A 22,540-nucleotide genomic window follows, 5' to 3' on the forward strand; every position below is an offset into this window, starting at 1 on the left:
CCGCCTTATCCAATCAAGGAGCATAACCATGAAGCTGCTTTGCCTCGACGTCCCACAGCCCGGCGCCGCAATGGAAAAGTACCAACCGCATATGCAGGACGAAGCCCGCCACGCCTGGCAGATGTACAAGGGCGGCATCATCCGCGACATCTATTTCCGAGTGGACCGTCCTGGCGTCGCCATCATCGCGGAGGCCGAGTCCGTCGAGGCCGCCAAGAAGGCGCTCGCCGAATTTCCCCTCGCAAAGGCCGGCGTGATCGATTGGGACGTGATTCCGCTCGGTCCTTTCACGAACTGGGAAACGCTGTTTGCCCCAGGAAACGCCTGAGACTGAGACTCGCCATATCCACTGCCGACCACGCTCGGAAGGCGCGGTCGGGTCAGGCAGACAAGTTGCGCGAGGCGCGAGAATAAGAGGTACCAACATGAAAGCAATGGGCTTCGCAGCTCAATCTGCCACTGGTCCGCTCGAACAGTTCGCGTTCGAACGGCGCGCACCGCGTCCAGACGACGTCGTCATCGACATCCTCTTCTGTGGGGTGTGCCACACGGACCTGCACTTGGCTCGCAACCATGGCGGCTTCACGACCTATCCGATCGTGCCTGGTCACGAGATTATCGGCCGCGTGCGCGAGGTCGGCACGGGCGTTTCCCGCTTCAAGGCTGGCGACCTGGCCGGCGTTGGTTGCATGGTCGACTCCTGCCAGCACTGCAAGCCTTGCCTGAAGGGCTGGGAACAGGATTGCGTCGAGGGCTCGACCTACACCTATAATGGCATCGACCGGCTGGACGGCAGCGTCACCTATGGTGGCTATTCGGATTCCATCGTTGTGCGTGACAGGTTCGTGCTGTCGATGCCCGACGGGCTCGATCCGGCCGGCGCAGCGCCTCTGCTCTGTGCCGGAATCACCACCTGGTCGCCGCTGCACCGCTGGAATGTCGGCAAGGACAGCAAGGTCGCCGTGATCGGCCTCGGCGGCCTCGGCCACATGGCGCTGAAACTCGCCAAGGCGCTGGGCGCCGACGTCACGCTGTTCACGCGCTCGGCCGGCAAGGAGGAGGACGCCTTCCGCCTCGGCGCCGATCATGTCGTGCTCTCGCGCGATCAGGAGCAGATGAAGGCTGTCGCCGGGCGGTTCGACGTCATCATCGACACCGTCCCCTATGACCATGACGTCAACCCGTACCTGCCAACGCTCGTGCTGGAGGGCGTTCTGGTGCTCGTCGGATACATGGGGCCGCTCGGCACGCCGGTGAATGCCGGCGGGGTCGTGCGTGGTCGCCGGGCGATCTCCGGCTCATTCATCGGCGGCGTGCCCGAAACCCAGCAAATGCTCGATTTTTGCGGGCAGCACGGCATCGTCTCCGATGTCGAGATCATTCCCATCCAAGAGATCAACGAAGCCTATGAGCGCATGTTGAAGAGCGACGTGAAGTATCGCTTCGTCATCGACATGGCCTCACTCAAGTCCCAAGGAGCATAAACGTGTCAGACAACATCAAGCCTATCCTTTGCGTGGTCACCAGTCATCCGATCCGTGGCGACAGCGGCGAGCCGACCGGTTTTGCGATGGTCGAACTCACCCATCCGCTCGAGGTGTTCGAGGCGGCCGGCATTCCAGTGGAGATCGCCTCGATCCGCGGCGGCCATCCGCCGATCGACTTTTTCGACCTTTCCGATCCGGTCAACGACCGTTTTTGGAAGGACAAGGCGTTTCGTGAGGCGCTGGCGCATTCGCTCGTCCTGGGCGACCTCGACCCTTCGCGCTACTCGGCGGTCTTCTTCGCCGGCGGCCATGGTACGATGTGGGACTTCGCCGACAGCCCGGCCGTGCAGAAGGTCATCCGTGAGATCTGGGAGGCGGGCGGCATCGTTTCCGCGGTCTGCCATGGCCCCGCCGCGCTGGTCGACGCGACGCTGTCTGACGGCAGCTATCTCGTCTCCGGCAAGAAGCTTGCCGCTTTCACCGACGAAGAGGAGGCGGAAGTCAAATACACCAAGGTCGTACCCTATCTGCTCGCCACGACACTGAAGGAGCGAGGTGCGCTGCACCAGCCCGCCCCCAATTGGACAGTGAAAGTCGTGGTCGATGGGCGGCTCGTCACCGGCCAGAACCCGGCCTCGGCGCATGGTGTGGGACAGGCGATCGTCGATCAGCTGACCGCGACGGCCTGAGCGACATCGGCGTTCCCGCTCGGGAACGACCGTTCGGTCCGTCGAGTGCCCGGTCACATATTCGCGTTGCAAAGTAAGACCCCGCAAGGCCACCTTCGACAGTCAAAGGAGATCCGCTAATGGCGACCGTTGCCGGAACGAGCGGTCAAGGTGCAACTGATATCGAGACGATAGGCCGATTGGCGGGAGCCTGGCGTCTCGCGGCGATCGAGCTGCCGCAGGCGGACGGAACGACAAGGGAGTCGAACGCGGTCGGCCTCCTCGTCCTCACGGCTGATGGGCACATGGCGATTCAGGTCCGCAATCTGGATGCGTCCGAGGCCGACAACGCCTATAGCTCCGGCGGATACGAGGCGAGCTACGGCACGATCATGCTCGACCCCGTGTCCAGTACCTTTGTCTATCACGTTGACGGCGCCTTGGTTCAAGATCTCGTGGGGCAGGACCTTCCACGAGCCTACCGGGTGATGGGCGACCAGCTCATCCTCACGTCCACGCGGAACGAGGAAGTGTGGCGCGTCGTCTGGCGCCGGAGCGCGGACGGAGCCGTGAAGGAGCGTGCATCATGAAGATTGTCGCAATCGAGGAGCATGTCCTCCCGGGCGAGGTCAAACAGGCCTGGACCACGATCCTCGGCGGCGATGATGGAACCCTCGCTCTCAATCCACCGGTCATCGACGAGCGCCTTGCCGATTTCGGTGAGGGGCGGCTTGCGCTGATGGACGAAACTGGGATCGACGTGGCAGTCCTGTCGCTTACGACGCCGGGCCTCAACAATCTCGGGTCTCACGGCATCGATCTAGCGCGCCGCGTCAATGACCAACTGGCCGAAACGGTGGCATCAAACCGGACCCGGTTCGAGGCGCTCGCCGTGCTGCCCTTTGCCGATCCGGATATGTCGGCGCAGGAGCTCCGGCGCGCTGTCGAGGAGCTTGGCTGCAAAGGCGCAGTTCTTTACGGCCGGGTCGGCGAGAAGCATCTCGACGATGCCTTGTTCGAGCCGACCTTCGCTTGCGCCGCAGCGCTCGACATACCCCTCATGATCCATCCGCAAATTCCCCAGCCCGCCGTCCGCGATGCCTATTATTCGGGATTTGGCGCGCCGATGGACCTTGCCCTGGCGAGCTTCGGGCTCGGATGGCACTACGAAGCAGGTATCGAGTTTATCCGCATGGTGCTGGGCGGGGTCTTCGATCGCCACCCCGGTCTTCAAGTCATTCTTGGTCATTGGGGCGAAGTGGTGATTTTCTACCTTGAGCGCCTCGTGATGCTGGACCGGGTCTCGAAACTCGACAGGCCGTTGCTCGACTATGTGCGGAACAATCTCTACCTGACCGCCAGCGGCATGTTCAGTCCGGACTATCTGCACCGCGCGATCGACGCCGTCGGGCCGGATCGCATCCTGTTCTCGACGGATTATCCGTACCAGTACCGGCCGGGCGGCGACGCGCGCCGCTTTTTCGATGCGCTGACCTTGGACGAAACAGGCAAGCGCAAATTTGCGCACGGCAATTGGGACCGGCTCCGCGGCGTCGCATAGGCAACACGGGGCATCGGTCCGCAGGCACGCAGGCATGGCCGATCCTTCGCAGGTTGATGGAGGCGAGCGATCAGTCGAAACAAGGATCGGCGCGATGCGTTGGATAAAACGGAGCCACGCTACAATGCAAGCGGCGCGGCAGGTGGTTATCGCTGCGTTACCTGGTGATAAATTCCTGCCTCCTTCACAGTCTTCGTGGTCTCATCTAGCTACTTTCTACGGCATATGGCCGAAGAAGGGCGATCATGGCGACTTCGACTTACGCGAGATTTTCGTGATCGGTTTATGCCGGAACGGGGTTAGCCATCGACGTCTTCAATACTGAATCCAATCACCAACGCAAATATGGAGTGCCCAAATGAAGGCAGTACGTTTTCACGACTACGGTGGCCCGGAAGTCTTGAAGATCGAGGAGGTCGATGTTCCTAAGCCAGGTCCTGGCGAGGTGCGGATCGCGGTCAAAGCCGCCGGCATCAACCAGATCGACTGGAAACTGCGGGCCGGACATATGCGCGATTTTATGCCCCTCTCGTTCCCGGTCGGGGTCGGGATCGACGCAGCGGGCGTTGTCGATGCGATCGGTGAAGGCGTGACCAACCTGTCCGTGGGCGATCCCGTGTTCGGCAAGGGCCATGACACGATGGCCGAGTATGCAGTCCTCCACCAATGGGCACGCAAGCCCGACAGCCTATCGTTCGAAGAGGCGGCGGGTTTCCCGGTCGCGGTGGAGACGGCCACGCGGATCATCGACGAGGTCGGCGTGAAGCCCGGCGAGACGCTGCTTGTCAGCGGCGCAGCCGGCGGGGTCGGAACCGCGGCGATCCAGCTGGCGAAGACCGCCGGGATCCGCACGATCGGCACGGCGAGCGAGCCGAAGCATGCATATCTGCGGTCCCTGGGGGCCATCCCGACGACCTATGGAGCCGGCCTTCGCGAGCGGGTGGCGGCGCTGGCGCCGGACGGAGTGCAAGCGGCGCTTGATATCACGGGTTCCGGCATCATATCGGATCTGGTGGCGATCACTGGCGATCCTTCCAAGGTTGTGTCGATCGCCGACTTCAGTGCACCACAGCACGGTGTGAGGACATCGTTCGACAACAGGGACGCGACGCCTGCCATGGAACATGCTGCCGCGCTGTACGCAGCAGGGTCCTTCACCTTGCCTGTGGAGCGAACCTTTCCGCTCGATCAGATTGCCGTCGCGCAGGAACTAAGCGCGCAAGGTCATGTCACCGGGCGGCTCGTCATCACGATCGGTTGACCGGAAAGGCGGAGAGGTCACCCACCTTCGACGCGCTGGCTTGCGCGGTCGGCCACCAGCCGCGCTTGTGGTGCAACGATCGGCGGGCTAGGGCGAGGTATCGTATTGCTTTCGCGCTGTCCCAATCGCATCGTGGCTTCGCTCCACCCAGCGCACAAGCATCGTGAGCGGCTCGAAGACGGTGCGGCCGAGCTCACTGAGCCTGTATTCCACGCTGGGCGGATTGGTCGGGAACACGCTGCGCAGGACCAGCCCATCCCGTTCCAGCGTGCGCAGGGTTTGCGACAACATGCGCTTGGAGATGTCTGGAATCGTGCGGTTTACCTCGCTGAACCGGCGTGGGCGTTCCGCCAACGCGATCAGGACCAGCATCGTCCATTTGTCCCCTACTCGATCCAGAACGTCCCTGACAGGACACACCGGAGCATCGAGGTCTGCCGTCTGTCGTTCCGCAAACATCCGCGCGAGCTGGAGGTGATAGGGAGGCGCGTCAGCTTGTTCCATATCACTCCTCGCCTTAGGCCTTTTGCTATCCATGTGGAACCTTCGCAAAGCCTATAACAGAAATGGACATGCCTCGCATGACGTCCGAATAAAGGACGCGATCCGCGATAGCGAAGGCGTCCGCTGTTTGCCCGTTCATAGAAAGTCCCCAGTATCGCACGGGCGATCCTGTAGCGGGAAGTAAGTCGATGGCTCGGCATTGAAATTACTGACTAATTTCTACTGGAGGCGCTACCATCTAGCTACCTTTGTCTTGTTATTTCAATACCTTAGGAGGATTTTGGTAGCGGGAGAGTGCTACATCGCAAGACCCACTATCGAAGAAGCCTTTTTTTGCTATCGACGACGCGCGGCATAATGGGGCCGCGTGTTGCCTTCCGAAGGCAGCTGACGCAGTCAGAGAACGACCAACTCAGGAGTCAAAATAGGCGCCCCGTTGAGCCGATTATACAGCGACGGGCGTCATCCATAAGGGGTTGGGTGCGCTTGCGCTGTCCACCACTGCATCGACAAACGCCACACCCTTCAGGCCATCGTAAGCGGTCGGGATATCGCGACCTATGTCGGTGGGTTCACGCCTTTCGCGCTTGGCATGGATCGCCTCCGCAAACCCGGCGTAGAGGTTGGCGAACGCTTCCAAATAACCCTCGGGATGCCCCGGCGGGGTGCGGGTACGGGCCTTTGCTCCGTCGCTGAGATTATCTGCGCCGCGTTTGACAATCTCAGTTCTTCCGCCGAGGCGCGCACGGACAAGCTCATTCGGCTGTTCCTGGAACCAGGAGAGCGAGGCTTTATCGCCGAACACGCGCAGCCTCACCCCATTTGACGATCCCAGCGCTACTTGCGAGGACCAAAGGAGGCCGCGGGCGCCGCCCTGATAGCGGAGCATCACGTGCGCGTTGTCATCGAGCGCGCGCCCTTGGACGAACGTCGCGAGATCCGCAGTCAGACACTCGAGTTTGAGACCGGACACGAACCCCGCCAGGTGATAGGCGTGGGTACCGATGTCGCCGATCGAGCCGCCTCTACCGTTCTTCTTGGGATCAGTGCGCCACGCCGCTTGTGCGTTGCCCTCGGCCTCGATTGCAGTCGCCATCCATTCAAGTGGATATTCGACCTGAACAGTCCGAATCCCTCCGAGTTGCCCGGTAGCGACCATGTGCCGGGCCTCATGCACCATTGGATAGCCGGAATAGGTGTAGGTCACGCCCATGAACCTACCGCTGTCGCGGACCAGCTTTTCGAGTGCGACGGCATCTTCCAGTGTCGCGGTCAGTGGCTTCTCGCAAATCACCTCAAAGCCCGCTTCCAAAAACGCCTTGCTGATAGCGAAGTGCGTGAAGTTTGGCGTACAGATTGCTACGGCGTCGATCCTGTCCTCGCGAGACAGCTCTCCCTCAATCATCGCCTTGTAATTGTCATACGACCTGGCGGGGTCGAGGCCCTCGCGAGCCGCAAACGCATGTCCGCGGGCTGCGTCGACATCAAACGCGCCGGCGACCAGTTGCCAGGCGCCATCCTGCCTCGCCGCGATGCGATGAATGTTGCCGATGTAGGCCCCTTGGCCGCCTCCAACCATACCCAGCCGGAGAGGTTTCTTCGTCGTCGTTTCAGACATTCTGCCTACGCCTCAGTCAAGCCCGAGCATCGCCCGGTTGGCGGCTTTGTTAGCGCCAGATTTCACAAAATCGTCGAAAGCGCGATCGGCGACACGAATGATGTGTTCGCGAATGAACTTGGCGCCCTCGGTGGCGCCGTCATCTGGGTTCTTGATGAAACACTCCCACTCGAGTGTCGCCCATCCGTCGAAGCCATAAGTTGATAGCTTCGTGAAGATCGTGCCGAAATCAACCTGGCCGTCACCGAGCGACCTGAAACGGCCTGCACGTTTGGACCATGGTTGGAAGCCGCCATATGCGCCGGTCTTGCCGTCTGGACGGAATTCCGCGTCCTTGACGTGGAACATCTTGATCCGCTCATGGTAGTGATCGATGAAGGCCAAATAGTCCAAGGCCTGCAGCACAAAATGGCTAGGGTCATAGAGGATGTTGCAGCGCGGGTGGTTGCCGACCCGCTCAAGGAACATCTCGAAGGTCAGTCCGTCATGAACATCCTCGCAGGGATGGATCTCGAAGCAGAGGTCCACACCCTGCTCGTCGAAATCGTTGAGTATCGGCAGCCAGCGACGGGCGAGTTCGTCGAAGGCATCATCGACCAGACCTTCCGGCCATTGCGGATAAGGATAAAGGTAAGGCCAGAGCAACGTGCCGGTGAAAGTCACGTGGCGGTCGATCCCGAGATTGCGCGAGGCTCGCGCGGCAAACTTCATCTGCTCCTCAGCCCACGCCCGCCGCGCGGCAGGGTTGTTATGAACGGCTGCGGGCGCGAAGCTATCCATGATCTGGTCGTGAGCAGGATGCACCGCTACCAACTGGCCAGTGATGTGCGAGCCGAGCTCCGGAAGTTCGAGACCCTTCGCGGCAACGACACCCTTAAGCTCGTCGCAGTAGGTCTTGCTTTCGGCCGCAAGCCTCATATCGATGAGGCGTGTGTCCCACGTCGGTATCTGCACTCCGGCGAAGCCCCTGTCCGCGACCCAGCCGGCGATATCGGGGAGGGTGTTGAAGGGCGCGTTGTCGGTTGCGAACTGAGCCAGATATATCCCCGGCCCTTTGATCGTTCTCATCGTTGCCTCCTCATGCGGATAGGGCCATTGCAGGAGCTGGTGGGCCGCCGTCATAAGCTCCCCAGACCGATTGATCGAAGTGGACGACAGCGCCCGTCATCATCCCGGAATCGTCCGATGCCAGGAAGAGAACCGCGCGGGCAACTTCCTCCGGTGCGAGGAGACGGCCGAATGGCTGAGCGGCTGCGGCCTTGGCCAGCCAATCGGGTTCCGCGTGATGGTACTCCCGCTGCACCTTGTCCTCTCCGTCTGAAGCCATCCAGCCGATGTCGAGCTGGTTCACCCGGATCTGGTTGCGCATAAGAGCGTATCCAGTATTCCGGGTTAGGGTCGCGAGCGCTCCCTTCGATGCCGAGTACGATGACAAGAAGGGTTGCCCGGCCCGCTCAGACGCCGAGCCGATGTTAACGACGCTTCCTTTAATGCCCCGACTGATCATCAGCTTCGCGGCTTCCTGCATCAGGAAGAACGGCGCCCGCACGTTTATTGCGAACATGCGATTAAACAGTTCGGGAGACGTATCGAGCAGATTTCCGCGGTCAGTAAGGCCGGCCGCATTCACGAGGATGTCGACGCGCTCGTGTTTGGCTTCTACGTGGGCCAAAACTGCCCGGCAATGATCGACGTTCTGAAGGTCAGCCACCACGAAAGAGACATCGACGCCAGTGTCGGCAGTGATTGCTTTCGCGACAGACTCGCCTTTCTCGCGGTCGCGACCGCAGGTCACGATCCCCGCTGCGCCTGCTTGGGCGAAAAGCCTGGCAATGGCCGCGCCGAGTCCCTGCGTGCCGCCCGTGACGAGCGCTATTTTTCCATCAATTCGGTTCACTTCACACTCCGACCCGCTGCTTCTCGCGGATTTCAATTTGCTGGGCACGCGCTTTCTGGACGGACTCCCGCTCGGAGACTTCCGGCACACCAACGTCCCAGTCTGCATCTCCTGGCACCCAGGCGAAGGCATCGGTGACAATTGTGATGACCGTGGTGCGATCTGTCTCTTGCGCCCACTCCATCGCGGCCTCGAGATCGGCAAGGCTTTCGCAACGGCGAGCTAAAGCACCCATGGATTCTGCGTGCTTCACAAAGTCGACTGCAAACGGCTCTTTGACCCGGCAATCCTTGAGGAGATTGTTGAAGCCCGGGACACCCTTGTACTGCTGCAGCCGGTTGATGACAGCAAAGCCGCCATTGTCGCAAACCACCACGATCATCTTGTGACCGGTAAGGACGGTCGAGTAGATGTCGGAATTCATCATCATGTACGTGCCGTCTCCGATCATCACGATCGGCGTGCCATCACCATCCTTCGCCATGGCGTGACCCCAACCAGCGGCGATCTCATAGCCCATGCAGCTGAAACCGAACTCGCAGTCGAAGGTGTTGCTCTGCTTCACCCGCCAGCCTTTGGTGACTTCTCCCGGTGTGCCGCCGGCAGCAGCAATCAAGGTGTCATTCGGCTTGGCGACCTGATTAACAACCGCGACTACCTGGGCGTAGGTGGGAACGGGGCCGTTGGTGGGGGCCTGATATTCGTCGAGTAGTTTGTTCCAGTCTGCGAACAGCGCCTTTGCATGCTTCATATGGTCGGGGCTCGCCTTCCAGTCGCCGAGCGCCGCGTCCAGTTCGGTCACTGTTTCGAGCGCGTCGCCGACGACTGCGATCGCGCGATGCTTGGTCGCGTCATAGCGGGCGGTGTTGATCGAGATGAATCTGGCGTCTCGTCGAAATGCAGTCCACGAGCCTGTCGTGAAGTCTTGCAGCCGTGTTCCTATCGCCAGAATGAGATCGGCGTCCCCAGCGAGCGCATTCGCAGAGGTCGAGCCAATGATGCCAATCGGCCCAGCGTGCGCGGGATGGTCGTGCGTGAGCGCGCTTTTGCCGGCTATGGTCTCTACGATGGGAATGCCACGGCGAACCGCAAAATCAGCGACCAGCTCCTCGGCCAACGAGTAGCGAACGCCGCCGCCTGATATGATGAGCGGCTTCTTTGCCTTCTTTAGCAGATTCACGGCCTCGGAAAGTTTGGTGCGGTCCGGCCTAGGACGCGGAACTGCCCAGGTCGTCGGCTCGAAGAATGCAAGCGGGTAGTCGTACGCCACCTCCTGCGCGTCTTGAGCAAGACCCAGAAAGGCAGGCCCGCAATCGGCCGGGTCCAGCATCGCAGCGACCGCTTGGGGTAAAGACGAAATAATCTGCTCAGGGAGCAGGATGCGATCCCAATAGCGGGTCACGGCCTTGAAGGCGTCATTGACGGATATGGTCGGATCAGTGAAGTGCTCAACCTGCTGCATGACCGGATCCGGCACGCGACTGGCGAAGATATCGCCCGCAAGGAGAAGCACCGGCAGACGATTGGCATGTGCCGTTCCGGCAGCGGTTATCATGTTGGTCGCGCCTGGTCCGATCGATGTCGCGGCAACCATGAGCCGGCGACGTCGATATGCCTTCGCAAAGGCAACGGCCGCGAGGGCCATCGACTGCTCGTTTTGACCGCGCCAGGTCGGCAGTTTGTCCTGCACCGCCTCAAGCGCTTCGGAAAGACAGGTGACGTTGCCATGGCCAAAGATGCCGAAAACGCCAGCGAAGAGGGACACCTTGTGTCCATCTATCTCTGTGAATTGATTGCACAAATAGCGCACTAGCGCCTGCGCCATCGTCAGGCGCACGGTCTCGCGGGACATCGCATCTCCTCCCATGCATCAGGTTTCGAGATACCTACGAAATATTTATTGACAATGCAAGAGTTCCGCAACAAACATTGCAAAATTGGCTGAATGGGAGGACTCCTTGTTGAAAATTGCGGTGCTTGGCTGCGGTAGGATCGGTCGGATGCATGCGGCCAACATCGCTGCGCATCCACGCGCATCACTGGCCGGCGTGCTCGACGTGCATCGTCCCGCGGCTCAAGAATTGGGCAGCAAACTGGGAGTGCCGGTTTTTGATACCGTCGATGATCTGATCGAAAGTGAGCATGTCGACGCGTTACTGATCGCGACATCCACGCCCACTCACGCCGATTTGCTTGAGAAGGCGGTTGCCGTCGGCAAACCAGTCCTTTGCGAAAAGCCAATCGATCTCGACCTGGGCCGGGTGCAAAAGTGTGCAGAGGCCATCCGATCCAAGAGCGATGTCCCTATTATGTTGGGCTTTGTCAGGCGCTTCGACCCCGGCCATCGGGCGCTCCGCGACGCGATCCGTGCTGGGGACATCGGCGATCTCCACCAAGTAGTCATCACATCCCGCGATCCTGGAACGCCCCCAGAGGCTTACGCAGAGGCTTCCGGCGGTATTTTCCGCGACATGACCATTCACGACTTCGATATGGCGCGGTTTGTTCTGGGTGAAGAGGTCACAGAAGTATTCGCTGCCGGAAGTCGACTAATCGACAAGGTGTTGATGGATCGACTGGACGACTACGATACCGTTTCGGTCGTCCTTAGGACGGCCACGGGCAAGCAATGCATCATCAACAATTCGAGGCAGGCGACCTACGGCTACGACCAGCGGGTCGAGGCCTTGGGCACCGCGGGCATGTTGGTGTCGGAAAATCGCCGGCCGCATATGACGAGCCTCCATCGGGTAGACTTCACCGGCAAGGCGGCGCCGCTGCTCAACTTTTTCATCGATCGATACGCCGAGGCTTTCATGGCCGAAATCGGCGCCTTCGTGGATGCCATCGAAACGGGAAAAAAGCCGGAAGTCGGGTTCGAGGACGGCCATGCGGCCCTCGTCCTGGCCGAGGCGGCAATCAGGTCGGCGGCCGAGCGCCGCACCGTCAGCATCAGTGAGATTGGGTGATCCATGTACAAGAACTATGGTCTGTTCATCGATGGCCAGTGGATGGCCTCATCGGACAAGACGCAAGCCGAAGTCGTCAGCCCCGTAAGCGACCAAACAATGGGCGCTGTGCCCGTTGCGACCGTGGCTGATACCGAGGCCGCTCTCGCATCGGCCGCTAGAGGCCTGCGGGAATGGCGGTCCACGAGCGGGTTCGCCCGTGCTGACGCCCTTCACAAGATCGCGGACGAGATGACCCGGCGCGCCGAGGAAGCCAAACGCATGATTTCGCTCGAGACGGGCAAACCCGTCGCGCAAGCGGAGCGAGAATGGGCATTGGCGATCGATCAATTCAGGTGGTTCGCTGAAGAGGCGCGGCGGATTTACGGCAGGATCATCGAATCGCGGGTTCCCGGCGGCCGCTTCGAAGTATTCCGCGAGCCGGTTGGCATCGTCGGCGCCTTCACCGCCTGGAACTTTCCCGCTGCGCTTGTCGCTCGAAAAGTCGCGCCGGCGCTGGCTGCCGGCTGCTCCGTCGTCCTGCGCCCCTCAAGCCAAACGCCAGGCGTCGCCATGGTGATGGTCGACTGCATGCGTGTCCTTCCCAAGGGCGCCGTCAACCTAGTGGTGGGGCCGACGGCCACGACCTATGCCCCGATCATGGCCGACAAGGCAGTGCGAAAAGTGTCCTTGACCGGCTCGACCCGCGTCGGCCAGCAGATGATCCGGGATGCGGCGGACACCGTCAAGAAAGTGTCGATGGAACTTGGCGGCAACGCCCCCTTGATCGTCTATGACGACGCGGATCTCGAGCTCGCGCTCAACGTTTCGGTGCCGACGAAATTTGCAAATGCCGGCCAGGTGTGCGTGACGCCCGATCGGTTCTTCATCCATGACAGCCTTCACGACCAGTTCGTCGACGGCTTCGTCAAAAGGGCCAAGAGCCTGAAGTTGGGTGACGGGCTTGACCCATCGACCCAGATGGGCCCGCTGATCAACGCAGCGCGCTTCAGAGAGATCGAGGCCATCGTTGCCGATGCGCTGAAGGCGGGCGCAACATTGGTCGCCGGAGGCGGTCGCGCGCCGGATCTCAATTCGGGGCATTTCTTCGAGCCGACCGTCCTGACCGATGTCACCGACGATATGAAAGTCTTCGACCAGGAGAACTTCGGTCCCATCGCGGCAATCACACGCTTCACCGAGGAAGAGGAAGCAGTCTCCCGGGCAAATGCCTCGGACATGGGCCTGTCCGCCTATGCATTTACCCGTTCGCCTGGACGAGCTCGTCGCACCGTTTCCGCACTGAAGGCTGGGATGGTCGGGATCAACAGCTTTGCGTTGGCGGCATCCGAAGCTCCGTTCGGCGGCACCAACCACTCCGGCATGGGACGAGAAGGCGGGACCGAAGGCATTAGCGACTACCTCGATACCAAGCTCGCACAGGTCGTGTTCTAGGAGGCTGCGATGATAAAGAACAAACTGAAGCAGATTTGGGCGGAAGGTCGACCGACCATCAATGGCTGGCTCTCGATCGGGAACGCCTTCACAGCCGAAATCATGGCCGCACAGGGCTATGACTCTGTTTCAATCGATATCCAGCATGGCGCTTTGGACTATTCTGCCGTGCTGCCCATGTTTCAGGCCATGCGCGCTTCAGGCGTCGTGCCTATGGCTCGCGTTCCCTGGCTTGAACCCGGCATCATAATGAAGGCGCTCGACGCTGGGGCCTACGGCATCATTTGTCCGATGGTAAACACCGGAGGGCAGGCCGCAGAGTTCGTCAGCTACCTGCGTTACCCACCACTTGGGCAGCGGAGCTTCGGGCCAACCAGGGTCAGCTTCGCCGCCGGCTCGAACTACGCAGGCGAAGCCAATGACGAAATCCTGGCTTTTGCGATGGTCGAGACCAAGCAGGCGATGGACAACCTCGACGACATTGCCGCTACACCCGGGCTGGACGGGATCTATGTGGGGCCCGCAGACCTGACCCTCAGCGTGACGGACGGCAGACTCTCCCCCGGCTTCGACCGTGAGGAGCCTGAGATGCTCGATGCGCTGCATCGGATCGTAGGGGCGTGCCAAGCGAACGGCATAAAGGCTGCCTTGCACTGCGGCACTGCAGAGTATGCCGCCCGAGCAATCGAGTGGGGATTCAATATGACCACTGTTGCAGGGGATTCCCGCTTACTGGCTGCAGCCGCCGCGGCAAGTGTCAGCCGTTTTCGGGAATTGGTGGGTCGCGTCGGCACCGCCGGAGAGAAGGGGGCCTACTGATGCCGCACATCCTTGTTGCCGGGAAATTGCACCCGTCCGGCATGGCACTTCTGAACAGCCTGCCCGATGTCACATTCGACTATATCGAGGAAGTCTCCGAGCAGTCCTATGCGCCACTGATCGGCAACGCTGATGCGCTTGTCCTTCGTACTCAACCTTTGTCGGCCGAGACCGTCGCGAAGGCCGATCGCCTGAGAGTCGTCTCTCGGCATGGCGTCGGCTATGACGCGGTGCATTTGCCTTCGTTGAACGAGCGCGGCATCGCATTGACTATCGTTGGAGATGTAAACTCTGTCTCCGTTGCTGAGCACGCCATGATGCTCATTCTTGCTGCATCCAAGCGCGCGGTTCGTGCCGATCGTGCGGTGCGGCAGGCAGGTGAATGGGGATGGCGCAACAAATTGGAGGCCGAGGAGATTTCAGGCAAGAATCTCCTCATCGTCGGATTCGGCCGGATTGGCCGCCATCTGGCCCGCATGGCTTCCGGCTTTGGCATGGAGGTCAAAGCGTTCGACCCTTACTTGCAAGGCCAAGGCTGGCCCGAAGGCCCGGTCAGCGCGGTGGACACGCTGCGTGAGGGGTTGTCGTGGGCCGACGCCGTTTCGATCAACATACCCAAGGCTGACCAGCCGCTGATTGGCCGCGCAGAATTTGCTGTTATGCGGCGCGGCGCCATACTCGTGAATACGGCTAGAGGGGGCATTGTTGAAGAGCGAGCTCTCGTCGAGGCTTTGCACTCTGGCCAGGTCGGCGCTGCCGGCCTTGACGTCTTCGACCGTGAGCCGCCAGCCGAAGACGACCCGCTGGTCAATCTGGATCAGGTCATCCTCTCACCTCACATCGCGGGACTTACAAAAGAATGCGGAGAGCGCATGGCCGTGGCTTCGGTTCGAAACGTGATCGATTTCTTTTCGGGGAAGATCGATCCGGCTCTAGTGGTGAACCGCTCCGCAGGGAAAGCCGCGTGAACGAGCCGGCTATAGAGCGAGGCGGGCGCCTCTATGCAATATTTGTTGCGGCTTTATGAATCGATCACATAGCGTTGCATTTTTCCTTTGACTCATCGTGTTTTGCAGAATACAGAATTATGCAATGAGCATTGCAATCGTCGATGTTCAGGCCGGGGAGGAGAAGGCGGGGAGAGATCTCCCTAGCTCCGCAGCTTCCGGTAACCTTGTTCCACGGGAGGTATAAATGGAACGACTGATTTCTACCCTTTTCGCGTCAACCGTCATTTCCGCGGCCCTGATTGGCGGTGCCGCCGCAGCGGACAAGGCGAAGGTTTTCTTTCTCCTGCCCAACGAAACCACGATCCGCTTTGAGAGCCGTGATGCTCCGTTTTTCGTTGCGGCGATGAAGGAGAAAGCCCCGGACGTGGAAGTCGTCGTCGCGAACGCCCAGGGCGACCCGTCCAAGCAGCAGTCTCAAGTCGAGGACGCCATTGCCCAGGGGGCGAAGGTCATCCTTCTCACTTCGGCCGACGCCAATCTTGCGGCCGGCGAACTGGCGGCGGCCGCCAAGGCGAATGTGCCGGTCGTGCTCTACGATCATGACGCGGTCGGCGGAAAGGCCGAGGCTCATGTGGTGTTTGATTCGCTTGCTGTCGGCCGGGAGCAGGGCAAGCGCGCCGCCGAACTTATCACGGCCATGTCGAAGACCCCGGTTAAGGTCGCGCGGGTCAAGGGCAATCAGGGCGAATATGGCACCAAGCAATATGAAGCCGGCCAGGATGAATTCCTGAAGCCGCTGATCGACTCCGGCAAGGTACAAGTCGTCTGTGAGCAGTACACGCAGAACTGGGATCCGACCATCGCTCAGAGCTTCGCCGAAGACTGCCTCACCAAGAATGGCGGCGACGTCGACGCTTTCATCGGCATGAATGATGGTACGACCGGCGGTTCGGTTGCGGCCCTAATTTCGCAGGGCTTCAAGCCAGGCGACAAGCTGGTGACCGGCGGACAGGACGCAACCGTAGAAGCGCTGCGCTACGTCGCGCAGGGCTGGCAGGACAACTCCGTCCTCAAGGACCTCAAAGTTCAGGCGAACTATGCGGCCGATGTGGTCGCATCGATCGTGGCAGGCAAAGGCGTTCCGAAGGACCTGATCAACGGCAAGGTCAACAACACGTTCATGGACGTGCCGGCGGTGTTCCTTCCGGTCTCCAACATCACCAAGGACAACCTCGGCGATGTGGTGAAGGCCGGCGTCTGGACCTGGGCGGAAATCTGCAAGGGCATCGAAACAACGGATATCTGCAAGAAGAACCTGTAGAGCCGCGAAAAGGGGGGCACCGAGGATGGCCCCCCTGTAGCCCGGGAGGAGGAGACGATGACCGCACAAGCAGATGAGCCTTCCGCAAGGGGAGCGCCGGGCACGAACTCGTCCGTGCCGCTCATTTCCCTCCGCAACATCCAGAAGTCCTTTGGGTCAGTGCATGCGCTACGCGGCGCGTCCGTGGACGTTCACGCCGGCGAGATTGTTGCCCTTGTCGGTGACAATGGAGCCGGCAAGTCGACGCTGGTCAAAGTCATGGCAGGCGTTCATGCCGCTGACTCCGGCGAATACGAGATCGAGGGCAGGCCGGCACTCGTTCGTACCCCGTCGGATGCCACCGAGCATGGAATTGCCACCGTCTACCAGGACCTCGCTCTGTGCAATAATCTGGATGCCGTGCAGAACCTGTTCTTGGGGCGCGAACTTACCGGCTCGCGCCTCTTCGGCAATCGCATAAGGCGGGCGGAGTGCGAAGTGCGGGCTCGCGAGGTCATGTCCCGTATGCGTCTGAGCAATCTGTCCCTAACTCGCCCTGTCGGTGCGATGTCAGGAGGGCAGCGCCAGAACATCGCGATTGCCCGGTCGGTGCTGTGGAAGCCCAAGGTGGTGATCCTGGATGAGCCCACCGCGGCTCTGAGCCACTCCGCCGCCCAGCAGGTCGCTGACCTCATTCGCAGCCTGGCCGACGATGGCCTTGGCGTGGTCGTTGTCAGCCATGACATCCACCACTTCGTGGTGAACTCGACAGACAGAATCGAGGTTATGCGCCTTGGCGCCAACGCCGCCAGTTTCCGGTCAAAAGACGTGACCGGAGAGATGGTTGTGAACGCGATGGTGGGTGGCAACGAAGGTGTAAACCTGGCGGGCTGATAGCGGCCGAAAATTCGCTTAGGGAGGAAAGTTATGGTCTCGATCCCGGCAAGCGCGGCTCCGAAACGCCGCACGTTTGGAGAGTTGCTTGGGAGCGACCTTCGGGCGCTCCCGGTGATTATTGGGCTTGTGGTGCTTTGGGTCTTCTTCGCTCTTCAAAGCGACGTATTCCTCACGCCTCGGAATCTTTCGAACTTGCTGTTGCAGTCGACCGTCGTCGGGATCATGGCGCTTGGCCTGATGTTTGTACTTCTCGTACGCGAGATCGACCTCTCGATTGCGGCTATCCATGGCGTCACGGCAGTGGTGAGCGCCAAACTGATCGTCGAATACGGAGTCTCTCCGCTGCTTGCCCTGCCGCTGTCGGTCATCCTTGGAGCAGCGGTCGGTTCGGTCTCGGCGCGTTGGGTAAACTGGATCGGTGTTCCGTCCTTCGTGGTAACGCTCGGTCTGGGCCTCGCCTTGAACGGCATCCAACTTCTTTTATTGCCTGCCACAGCTCGTTTCGGACTCATGGGGACCGGCGTCGAGTTGATTGCTCAAACAACGATCGACGGAATTTACGCTTGGCTCGCCTGGGCAATCGGCATCGCTTTCCTGGCGCTTCTCATCCTTTCCAGCGTCCGGCGCAGACGGCGCGTTGGTTTAGAAGTCTCTGTTATGCATTCGGTAGTCCTTCCGTTGGTCGTATCGGCGCTGATAGGCGCAGTGGCGGTCCTGGTGCTCAATGCCAACCAGGGAATACCGCTGCCGGTGCTCATATTTGCCGTCCTGCTTGGGCTGGGCGGTTATGTTCTCAACGAAACCCAGTTTGGTCTCTACCTCTACGCGATCGGTAACAATGCCGAAGCGGCAAGGCGCGCGGGCATCAAGGTGCCGCGCATCCGGACCGCAGCGTTTGCTATTGCGGGAGGCGTCGCGGCAATTGCGGGCATCATTGCGTCGTCACGAACGCTCGGTGTGGGGGTATTTTCGGGTGGTGGCGTGGGTGGCGGCACACTCCTGCTGGAATCTATAGCAGCGGCGGTCATCGGGGGAGTCAGTCTGTTCGGTGGGCGCGGCGCTATTCATGCGGCTTTGCTAGGCGCCTTGGTCATCGGAACGGTTCAAAACGGTCTCAATCTAATGGGGGTGAAGAACGAAGTCAGGCTCATCGTCACCGGGTTGCTCCTCGTCCTGGCCGTCTCGATTGACAAGATCATCGAGAAGCTGACCGGTCAGCAGGCCTATTGAGCTGATGGGAAATGGTCCGCACTGAAAGGTGCGGACCGTTTCGCCAACCCCATTGGCAATTCCGATGAGTTCGGGGCACACTGCAACGAATTTTGCAGGAATCGTGATCATGAATGTTGCTGAACCGCCGAAGAACTACGAAGAGCTCATTCGTCTCGTGCATGATCGTTTCGAGGGCATGAGCAAATCGTATCAGGCCATCTCAGTTTACCTGACCCAGAACCCGAACGACGTCGCGGTTCTTTCGGTCAGTGCGATCGCCGAACGCTGTGGCATTCATGCGTCTAGTTTTGTTCGGTTCGCGCAGTCGCTCGGTTATGAGGGCTTCAAAGAGCTTCAGGGTCTATTTCAAAAGCGTCTTTCAACCGCCGCTCCCGGCTTCGAGGCAAGGATGCGCGCCCTAGAAGCTGAGCTTGGCACCCGTGAGGATCGAAGCGAACTTGGGTTCCTTCGAGATCTTGTCGTGCGGGACATCGCATCACTCCAAGATCTGCTCGCGGATGTCTCGGCTGACCAGATCGTCGAAGCCGTCGATTTGTTGCAGAAGAGCGAGACGGTCTACCTTATAGGGCAGTTGCGCTCGGCCCCGGTGGTCGACCTGCTGCGCTACGTTCTAACAATGCTTGGCAAGCGTTGCGTCCTCTTGGATCCCAGCGGCGGCCTCGCAACCTACATGGCGCGCACGATTACCCAGCGCGACCTGCTGTTTGCGGTATCCTTTCGGTTCTACGCGACGGAAGTCGTCAATGTGGTTGAACAGGTGGCCGCAGCGAAGGTGCCTATCATAGCCATTTCCGACAGCACCCTGTCGCCACTTGCCAAATCAGCCTCAGTGCTTTTCGCCGTGCCGGAACATGAGTATACGTTCTCGCGCTCGCTGGCAGCACCAATGTGCCTTGCACAAGCTCTCACCGTGGCATTGGCGAGCCGGCTTCAGCAGAGTTCCAACAGTCCTCGAATACCAACTGTCACTGCTCCCCACGGCCGGCAACAAACTGTTTCCTGAAATCCGAGCAGTACTTCTTACACATCGCGTGGTCACTTCGATCGTATCAGTGATCATGTCGATGCCTTCCCGTATGAGGATAAATACGGGGCCTATGCAGCTTGACGCAACGGCAAATGACTGCTTCCGGGCGCTTTTCAGACGTTCAGTCTGAGCCATCTTTGGATTGGAAGTTCCTCGTAGGCGAAAGCCTGGGGGCGGTATAGATCGCGGCTTGTGAGTGGCCCTGTTCGCCAGCCTCAGCTTCATGACACGTGAAGGCGACCAACACTAACCTTGACTAGCGATCGTCGAGCTCGATGGCCCGCGCCAGATCTGCCTCCTTCTTCGGGAATGAACGTTTGACCCAATTGGAAAAGACTTGCGAGGAGGCGGACGGCATCCCTCCCTTGGGCAGCAACAAGTGAAACGCATGGCGCACGACCGGAGGCGCGTCGACGGGCTGTATCAGAGTGCCGTTGGACAGGAACCTCTCGATGAGCGGTGGACCGATCAGGGCGAACCCCTGGCCGTCGAGCGCTGCCTGTACAAGGTTGGTGTAGGAGTTGACTGTTATGCTTGGCCGCGCCTTCGCCGTATCCATGCCTAGCGCATGGAACCATTTCGACCAGCGGGTCTGTTCATCAAAGGGGCCCTCCAAATGAATGAGGGGATGCTTGAGCAGGTCGGCTGGGGCCAAAATCGTCCCTTGCGGCAGAAACGTGCTCGCGCAGGTGGGGCTTATCGCTTGCCGGCCCAGGAAGGTCGCCTCGGCGTCATCAAAGGGTGGACTTCCATAGCGGATCGCGACGTCGATGTTGTCTTCGAACCGGGCCGGCCGTGCCATGACGGTCGCCGGCCAGGCGCTCGTTGCGCTCCAGCCGTTTGAACACCGGCAGCACCTCATCCCAGCCCCAGCCGGGACAGCCGAGGTCGCGCCAGCCGTCATAGTCCTGCGGCTGGCCCCTGATGTAGAGCATGGCGTTGATCGAGGAACCACCACCCAGCGTGCGGCCTTGCGGCACCGGCAGCCGGCGACCGCCGACGCTCGGCTCCGGCTCGGATTCATAGATCCAGCTGCGCGCCGTGCCGATCACCTTGGCGAAGGTGGCGGGCATGTCGATGAGGCGCGTGTTGTCTGCCGGCCCGGCCTCGACGACGAGCACGCGCTTGCCCGCGTTGACCAGCCGGTTGGCCAGCGTGCAGCCGGCCGAACCGGCGCCGGCGATGATGTAGTCGTATTCAGTGCTCATCTGGTCAGGCGTACCGCATGATGACAGTTTTGGTCTCCAGATAGCCGTCGATCGCGGCGCGGCCATGCTCGCGGCCGATGCCGGACTGCTTGAAGCCGCCGAAGGGCGCGTTGGGGTCGAGCGTGTTGTGCGAATTGACCCAGACCGTGCCGGCCTTGAGGCCATGGATGGCGGTCATCGCCTTGCCCATGTCGCGGGTCCAGATCGAGGCGGAGAGACCGTAGCGCGTGTCGTTGGCGATGCGGATGGCGTCGTCGAGATCGACGACCGGCATTGCCGCCACGACAGGCCCGAACACCTCCTCGCGCACGATCTCCATGTCGGGGCGGACATTGTGCAGGATGGTCGGCGCCACATAATGACCCCTGGACGGCACCGGCCGCGCGCCGCTGATGCGTTCGCCGCCGGCAGCGAGGCCACGCTCGACAAAGCCCTCGACGCTTCTTCTGTGCTTGGCCGAGACCAGCGGGTTGATCTGTGCCTCTGCATCGCGGCCGGCGCCCAGCGTCATGCCGTCGGCGATTTCGGCGAGCCGCGCCAGCGTGCGGTCGTAGATCGACTTCTCGATCAAGAGCCGCGAGGCCGAAGTGCAGACCTGGCCCTGGTTGAAGAACATGCCGAGCCCGGCGATCAGCGGCTCGATGCCGTCCTCCATGTCGGCAAGCAGGATCATCGGCGATTTCGAGCCGAGTTCCAGCGTGAAGCGGGCGACGCGGTCGACCGCGGCGTGGCCGATGCGCTTTCCGACTTCCGTCGAGCCGGTGAAGGTCAATTTGTCGATGCCGGGATGGCGGATCAGTGCTTCGCCGGTGAGGGCGCCGCTGCCGGTGACGATGTTGACGACGCCGGGCGGGAAGCCGACCGCCTCGATCAATTCGGCGAGCCTGAGCAGGCCGAGCGGCGTCTCCTGCGGTGGCTTCAGCACTACCGTGCAGCCGCAGGCGAGCGCCGGCGCGATCTTCCACATGCCGATCAGCAGCGGAAAATTCCATGGCACGATCGCGCCGACGACGCCGACCGGCTCCATCATGGTCATCGCGTGATGCCTGGCGCCGGGCGGCACGGGAATGGAAACCTGGAAGGTCGAGCCCTGGATCTTGGTCGCCCAGCCGGCGTAATAGCGCAACCAGTCGACGGTGCCGCCGGCACTCAGCGTGCGGGCGACGCCGAGCGACTTGCCGTTCTCGATGCTCTCGATCTCGGCCAACAGGTCGGCATCGGCCTCGACCGCATCGGCGAGTTTCAGCATCAGGTTCTGGCGGTCGACCGGCCGCATGGATGCCCATGGGCCTTCGAGCGCGGCACGCGCCGCGCGCACCGCCTGGTCGACCAGTTCGAGGCCGCTTTCGGGCACATGGGCGACGATCTCGCCCGAGGCAGAATCGTCGACGGCGAGGCCTTCACCGGCAAGTCCGTCGATGAAGCGGCCATTGATGAAGGGTCGGTGCGAACGCACCAGGAATGCGGCGGCGGCGGCGCTGATCGGCGGTACGGTTCTCTCGTTCACGCCATCCTCCTCGATGCTGATGAACACTTTGCACCGAGGGTTATGGAGCGCGTCGGCCGGCTTCAAGCCGCCCAAGGCGCGAGTGCGCTTTCAGTCAAAATAAAGTTCCCGTTCGGACAAGACGTCCGGCGATCGGCTGACCTAGGTGTGAGCTTTCAGGAGGTTGTCCATTCGGACCGGACCGGGGAGACTGGAGTTAC

General features: G+C 60.9%; 22 protein-coding genes. 14 read left to right on the top strand and 8 right to left on the bottom strand.

Features of this window, described 5'->3' with window-relative positions; translation table 11 throughout:
- Positions 1-28: 28 nt before the first annotated feature.
- The 6 genes from AC07FD_RS28315 (at position 29) to AC07FD_RS28340 (ending at position 4,977) form a co-directional block, all read left to right on the top strand.
- On the top strand, positions 29-328 hold the full coding sequence (locus AC07FD_RS28315; protein WP_478352530.1) for a YciI family protein: 300 nt from the start codon (positions 29-31) through the stop codon (positions 326-328).
- 97 nt (positions 329-425) lie between these two features.
- Complete coding sequence (locus tag AC07FD_RS28320; RefSeq protein ID WP_478352531.1) at positions 426-1,484, top strand: NAD(P)-dependent alcohol dehydrogenase; 1,059 nt, start codon at positions 426-428, stop codon at positions 1,482-1,484.
- Positions 1,485-1,486: 2 nt separating this feature from the next.
- On the top strand, positions 1,487-2,176 hold the full coding sequence (locus tag AC07FD_RS28325; RefSeq protein WP_478352532.1) for a type 1 glutamine amidotransferase domain-containing protein: 690 nt from the start codon (positions 1,487-1,489) through the stop codon (positions 2,174-2,176).
- A 119-nt stretch (positions 2,177-2,295) separates the two neighbouring features.
- Positions 2,296-2,745, top strand: a complete 450-nt coding sequence (locus AC07FD_RS28330; RefSeq protein WP_478352533.1) for a lipocalin-like domain-containing protein — start codon at positions 2,296-2,298, stop codon at positions 2,743-2,745.
- Complete coding sequence (locus AC07FD_RS28335; protein ID WP_478352534.1) at positions 2,742-3,716, top strand: amidohydrolase family protein; 975 nt, start codon at positions 2,742-2,744, stop codon at positions 3,714-3,716. The genes AC07FD_RS28330 and AC07FD_RS28335 overlap by 4 nt, the downstream gene beginning before the upstream one ends.
- Before the next feature lie 358 nt (positions 3,717-4,074).
- Positions 4,075-4,977, top strand: coding sequence for an NADP-dependent oxidoreductase (locus AC07FD_RS28340; protein WP_478352535.1), 903 nt, complete (start codon positions 4,075-4,077; stop codon positions 4,975-4,977).
- 87 nt (positions 4,978-5,064) lie between these two features.
- Here the strand turns inward: AC07FD_RS28340 and AC07FD_RS28345 are convergent, their stop codons facing one another.
- The 5 genes from AC07FD_RS28345 to iolD all read right to left on the bottom strand — a co-directional run bounded on the left by AC07FD_RS28345 (position 5,065) and on the right by iolD (position 10,848).
- Positions 5,065-5,481 (bottom strand): winged helix-turn-helix transcriptional regulator, encoded by a 417-nt coding sequence (locus tag AC07FD_RS28345; RefSeq protein WP_478352536.1) that lies wholly within the window; start codon positions 5,479-5,481, stop codon positions 5,065-5,067.
- Between the two features lie 445 nt (positions 5,482-5,926).
- Entirely contained in the window at positions 5,927-7,060 is a 1,134-nt protein-coding gene (locus AC07FD_RS28350) for a Gfo/Idh/MocA family protein (protein ID WP_478352554.1), read from the bottom strand.
- A gap of 51 nt (positions 7,061-7,111) precedes the next feature.
- The gene (locus tag AC07FD_RS28355; RefSeq protein ID WP_478352537.1) at positions 7,112-8,167 is read right to left on the bottom strand and encodes a sugar phosphate isomerase/epimerase family protein; all 1,056 of its coding nucleotides are present in this window, start codon (positions 8,165-8,167) and stop codon (positions 7,112-7,114) included.
- Positions 8,168-8,177: 10 nt separating this feature from the next.
- A complete protein-coding gene (locus AC07FD_RS28360) occupies positions 8,178-8,996 on the bottom strand; it encodes an SDR family oxidoreductase (protein ID WP_478352538.1) in 819 nt (272 codons plus the stop codon).
- Position 8,997: 1 nt separating this feature from the next.
- Complete coding sequence (gene iolD, locus AC07FD_RS28365) at positions 8,998-10,848, bottom strand: 3D-(3,5/4)-trihydroxycyclohexane-1,2-dione acylhydrolase (decyclizing) (RefSeq protein ID WP_478352539.1); 1,851 nt, start codon at positions 10,846-10,848, stop codon at positions 8,998-9,000.
- 106 nt (positions 10,849-10,954) lie between these two features.
- Here iolD and iolG point away from each other — a divergent pair, with 106 nt between their 5' ends.
- The 8 genes from iolG to AC07FD_RS28405 all read left to right on the top strand — a co-directional run bounded on the left by iolG (position 10,955) and on the right by AC07FD_RS28405 (position 19,601).
- The gene (gene iolG, locus AC07FD_RS28370; RefSeq protein ID WP_478352540.1) at positions 10,955-11,965 is read left to right on the top strand and encodes an inositol 2-dehydrogenase; all 1,011 of its coding nucleotides are present in this window, start codon (positions 10,955-10,957) and stop codon (positions 11,963-11,965) included.
- 3 nt (positions 11,966-11,968) lie between these two features.
- Complete coding sequence (locus tag AC07FD_RS28375; RefSeq protein WP_478352541.1) at positions 11,969-13,399, top strand: NAD-dependent succinate-semialdehyde dehydrogenase; 1,431 nt, start codon at positions 11,969-11,971, stop codon at positions 13,397-13,399.
- Positions 13,400-13,408: 9 nt separating this feature from the next.
- Positions 13,409-14,218: an HpcH/HpaI aldolase family protein gene (locus tag AC07FD_RS28380; protein WP_478352542.1), complete on the top strand. Its 810-nt coding sequence runs from the start codon at positions 13,409-13,411 to the stop codon at positions 14,216-14,218.
- Positions 14,218-15,186, top strand: a complete 969-nt coding sequence (locus AC07FD_RS28385; protein WP_478352543.1) for a hydroxyacid dehydrogenase — start codon at positions 14,218-14,220, stop codon at positions 15,184-15,186. The genes AC07FD_RS28380 and AC07FD_RS28385 overlap by 1 nt, the downstream gene beginning before the upstream one ends.
- Before the next feature lie 226 nt (positions 15,187-15,412).
- On the top strand, positions 15,413-16,489 hold the full coding sequence (locus AC07FD_RS28390; protein ID WP_478352544.1) for an ABC transporter substrate-binding protein: 1,077 nt from the start codon (positions 15,413-15,415) through the stop codon (positions 16,487-16,489).
- A gap of 57 nt (positions 16,490-16,546) precedes the next feature.
- Positions 16,547-17,362, top strand: coding sequence for an ATP-binding cassette domain-containing protein (locus tag AC07FD_RS28395; protein WP_478352545.1), 816 nt, complete (start codon positions 16,547-16,549; stop codon positions 17,360-17,362).
- 33 nt (positions 17,363-17,395) lie between these two features.
- The gene (locus AC07FD_RS28400; RefSeq protein ID WP_478352546.1) at positions 17,396-18,595 is read left to right on the top strand and encodes a sugar ABC transporter permease; all 1,200 of its coding nucleotides are present in this window, start codon (positions 17,396-17,398) and stop codon (positions 18,593-18,595) included.
- Positions 18,596-18,704: 109 nt separating this feature from the next.
- Entirely contained in the window at positions 18,705-19,601 is an 897-nt protein-coding gene (locus AC07FD_RS28405; RefSeq protein WP_478352547.1) for a MurR/RpiR family transcriptional regulator, read from the top strand.
- 280 nt (positions 19,602-19,881) lie between these two features.
- Here the strand turns inward: AC07FD_RS28405 and AC07FD_RS28410 are convergent, their stop codons facing one another.
- From AC07FD_RS28410 to AC07FD_RS28420, 3 genes are read right to left on the bottom strand one after another with little or no spacing between them, the layout of a single operon-like run.
- On the bottom strand, positions 19,882-20,427 hold the full coding sequence (locus AC07FD_RS28410) for a LysR substrate-binding domain-containing protein (RefSeq protein ID WP_478352548.1): 546 nt from the start codon (positions 20,425-20,427) through the stop codon (positions 19,882-19,884).
- The gene (locus AC07FD_RS28415) at positions 20,360-20,833 is read right to left on the bottom strand and encodes a GMC family oxidoreductase (RefSeq protein WP_478352549.1); all 474 of its coding nucleotides are present in this window, start codon (positions 20,831-20,833) and stop codon (positions 20,360-20,362) included. The genes AC07FD_RS28410 and AC07FD_RS28415 overlap by 68 nt, the downstream gene beginning before the upstream one ends.
- A 4-nt stretch (positions 20,834-20,837) precedes the next feature.
- Positions 20,838-22,340 (bottom strand): aldehyde dehydrogenase family protein, encoded by a 1,503-nt coding sequence (locus tag AC07FD_RS28420; protein ID WP_478352550.1) that lies wholly within the window; start codon positions 22,338-22,340, stop codon positions 20,838-20,840.
- Positions 22,341-22,540 lie beyond the last annotated feature (200 nt).

It is taken from the genome of Mesorhizobium waitakense (assembly GCF_056431085.1).

Coding starts and splice junctions, on each gene's coding strand:
- AC07FD_RS28315 (WP_478352530.1), top strand. CDS start 29: ATGAAGCTGCTTTGCCTCGACGTCCCACAGCCCGGCGCCGCAATGGAA.
- AC07FD_RS28320 (WP_478352531.1), top strand. CDS start 426: ATGAAAGCAATGGGCTTCGCAGCTCAATCTGCCACTGGTCCGCTCGAA.
- AC07FD_RS28330 (WP_478352533.1), top strand. CDS start 2,296: ATGGCGACCGTTGCCGGAACGAGCGGTCAAGGTGCAACTGATATCGAG.
- AC07FD_RS28335 (WP_478352534.1), top strand. CDS start 2,742: ATGAAGATTGTCGCAATCGAGGAGCATGTCCTCCCGGGCGAGGTCAAA.
- AC07FD_RS28340 (WP_478352535.1), top strand. CDS start 4,075: ATGAAGGCAGTACGTTTTCACGACTACGGTGGCCCGGAAGTCTTGAAG.
- AC07FD_RS28345 (WP_478352536.1), bottom strand. CDS start 5,481: ATGGAACAAGCTGACGCGCCTCCCTATCACCTCCAGCTCGCGCGGATG.
- AC07FD_RS28350 (WP_478352554.1), bottom strand. CDS start 7,060: ATGGTTGGAGGCGGCCAAGGGGCCTACATCGGCAACATTCATCGCATC.
- AC07FD_RS28355 (WP_478352537.1), bottom strand. CDS start 8,167: ATGAGAACGATCAAAGGGCCGGGGATATATCTGGCTCAGTTCGCAACC.
- iolD (WP_478352539.1), bottom strand. CDS start 10,848: ATGTCCCGCGAGACCGTGCGCCTGACGATGGCGCAGGCGCTAGTGCGC.
- AC07FD_RS28375 (WP_478352541.1), top strand. CDS start 11,969: ATGTACAAGAACTATGGTCTGTTCATCGATGGCCAGTGGATGGCCTCA.
- AC07FD_RS28380 (WP_478352542.1), top strand. CDS start 13,409: ATGATAAAGAACAAACTGAAGCAGATTTGGGCGGAAGGTCGACCGACC.
- AC07FD_RS28385 (WP_478352543.1), top strand. CDS start 14,218: ATGCCGCACATCCTTGTTGCCGGGAAATTGCACCCGTCCGGCATGGCA.
- AC07FD_RS28390 (WP_478352544.1), top strand. CDS start 15,413: ATGGAACGACTGATTTCTACCCTTTTCGCGTCAACCGTCATTTCCGCG.
- AC07FD_RS28395 (WP_478352545.1), top strand. CDS start 16,547: ATGACCGCACAAGCAGATGAGCCTTCCGCAAGGGGAGCGCCGGGCACG.
- AC07FD_RS28400 (WP_478352546.1), top strand. CDS start 17,396: ATGGTCTCGATCCCGGCAAGCGCGGCTCCGAAACGCCGCACGTTTGGA.
- AC07FD_RS28405 (WP_478352547.1), top strand. CDS start 18,705: ATGAATGTTGCTGAACCGCCGAAGAACTACGAAGAGCTCATTCGTCTC.
- AC07FD_RS28410 (WP_478352548.1), bottom strand. CDS start 20,427: ATGGCACGGCCGGCCCGGTTCGAAGACAACATCGACGTCGCGATCCGC.
- AC07FD_RS28415 (WP_478352549.1), bottom strand. CDS start 20,833: ATGAGCACTGAATACGACTACATCATCGCCGGCGCCGGTTCGGCCGGC.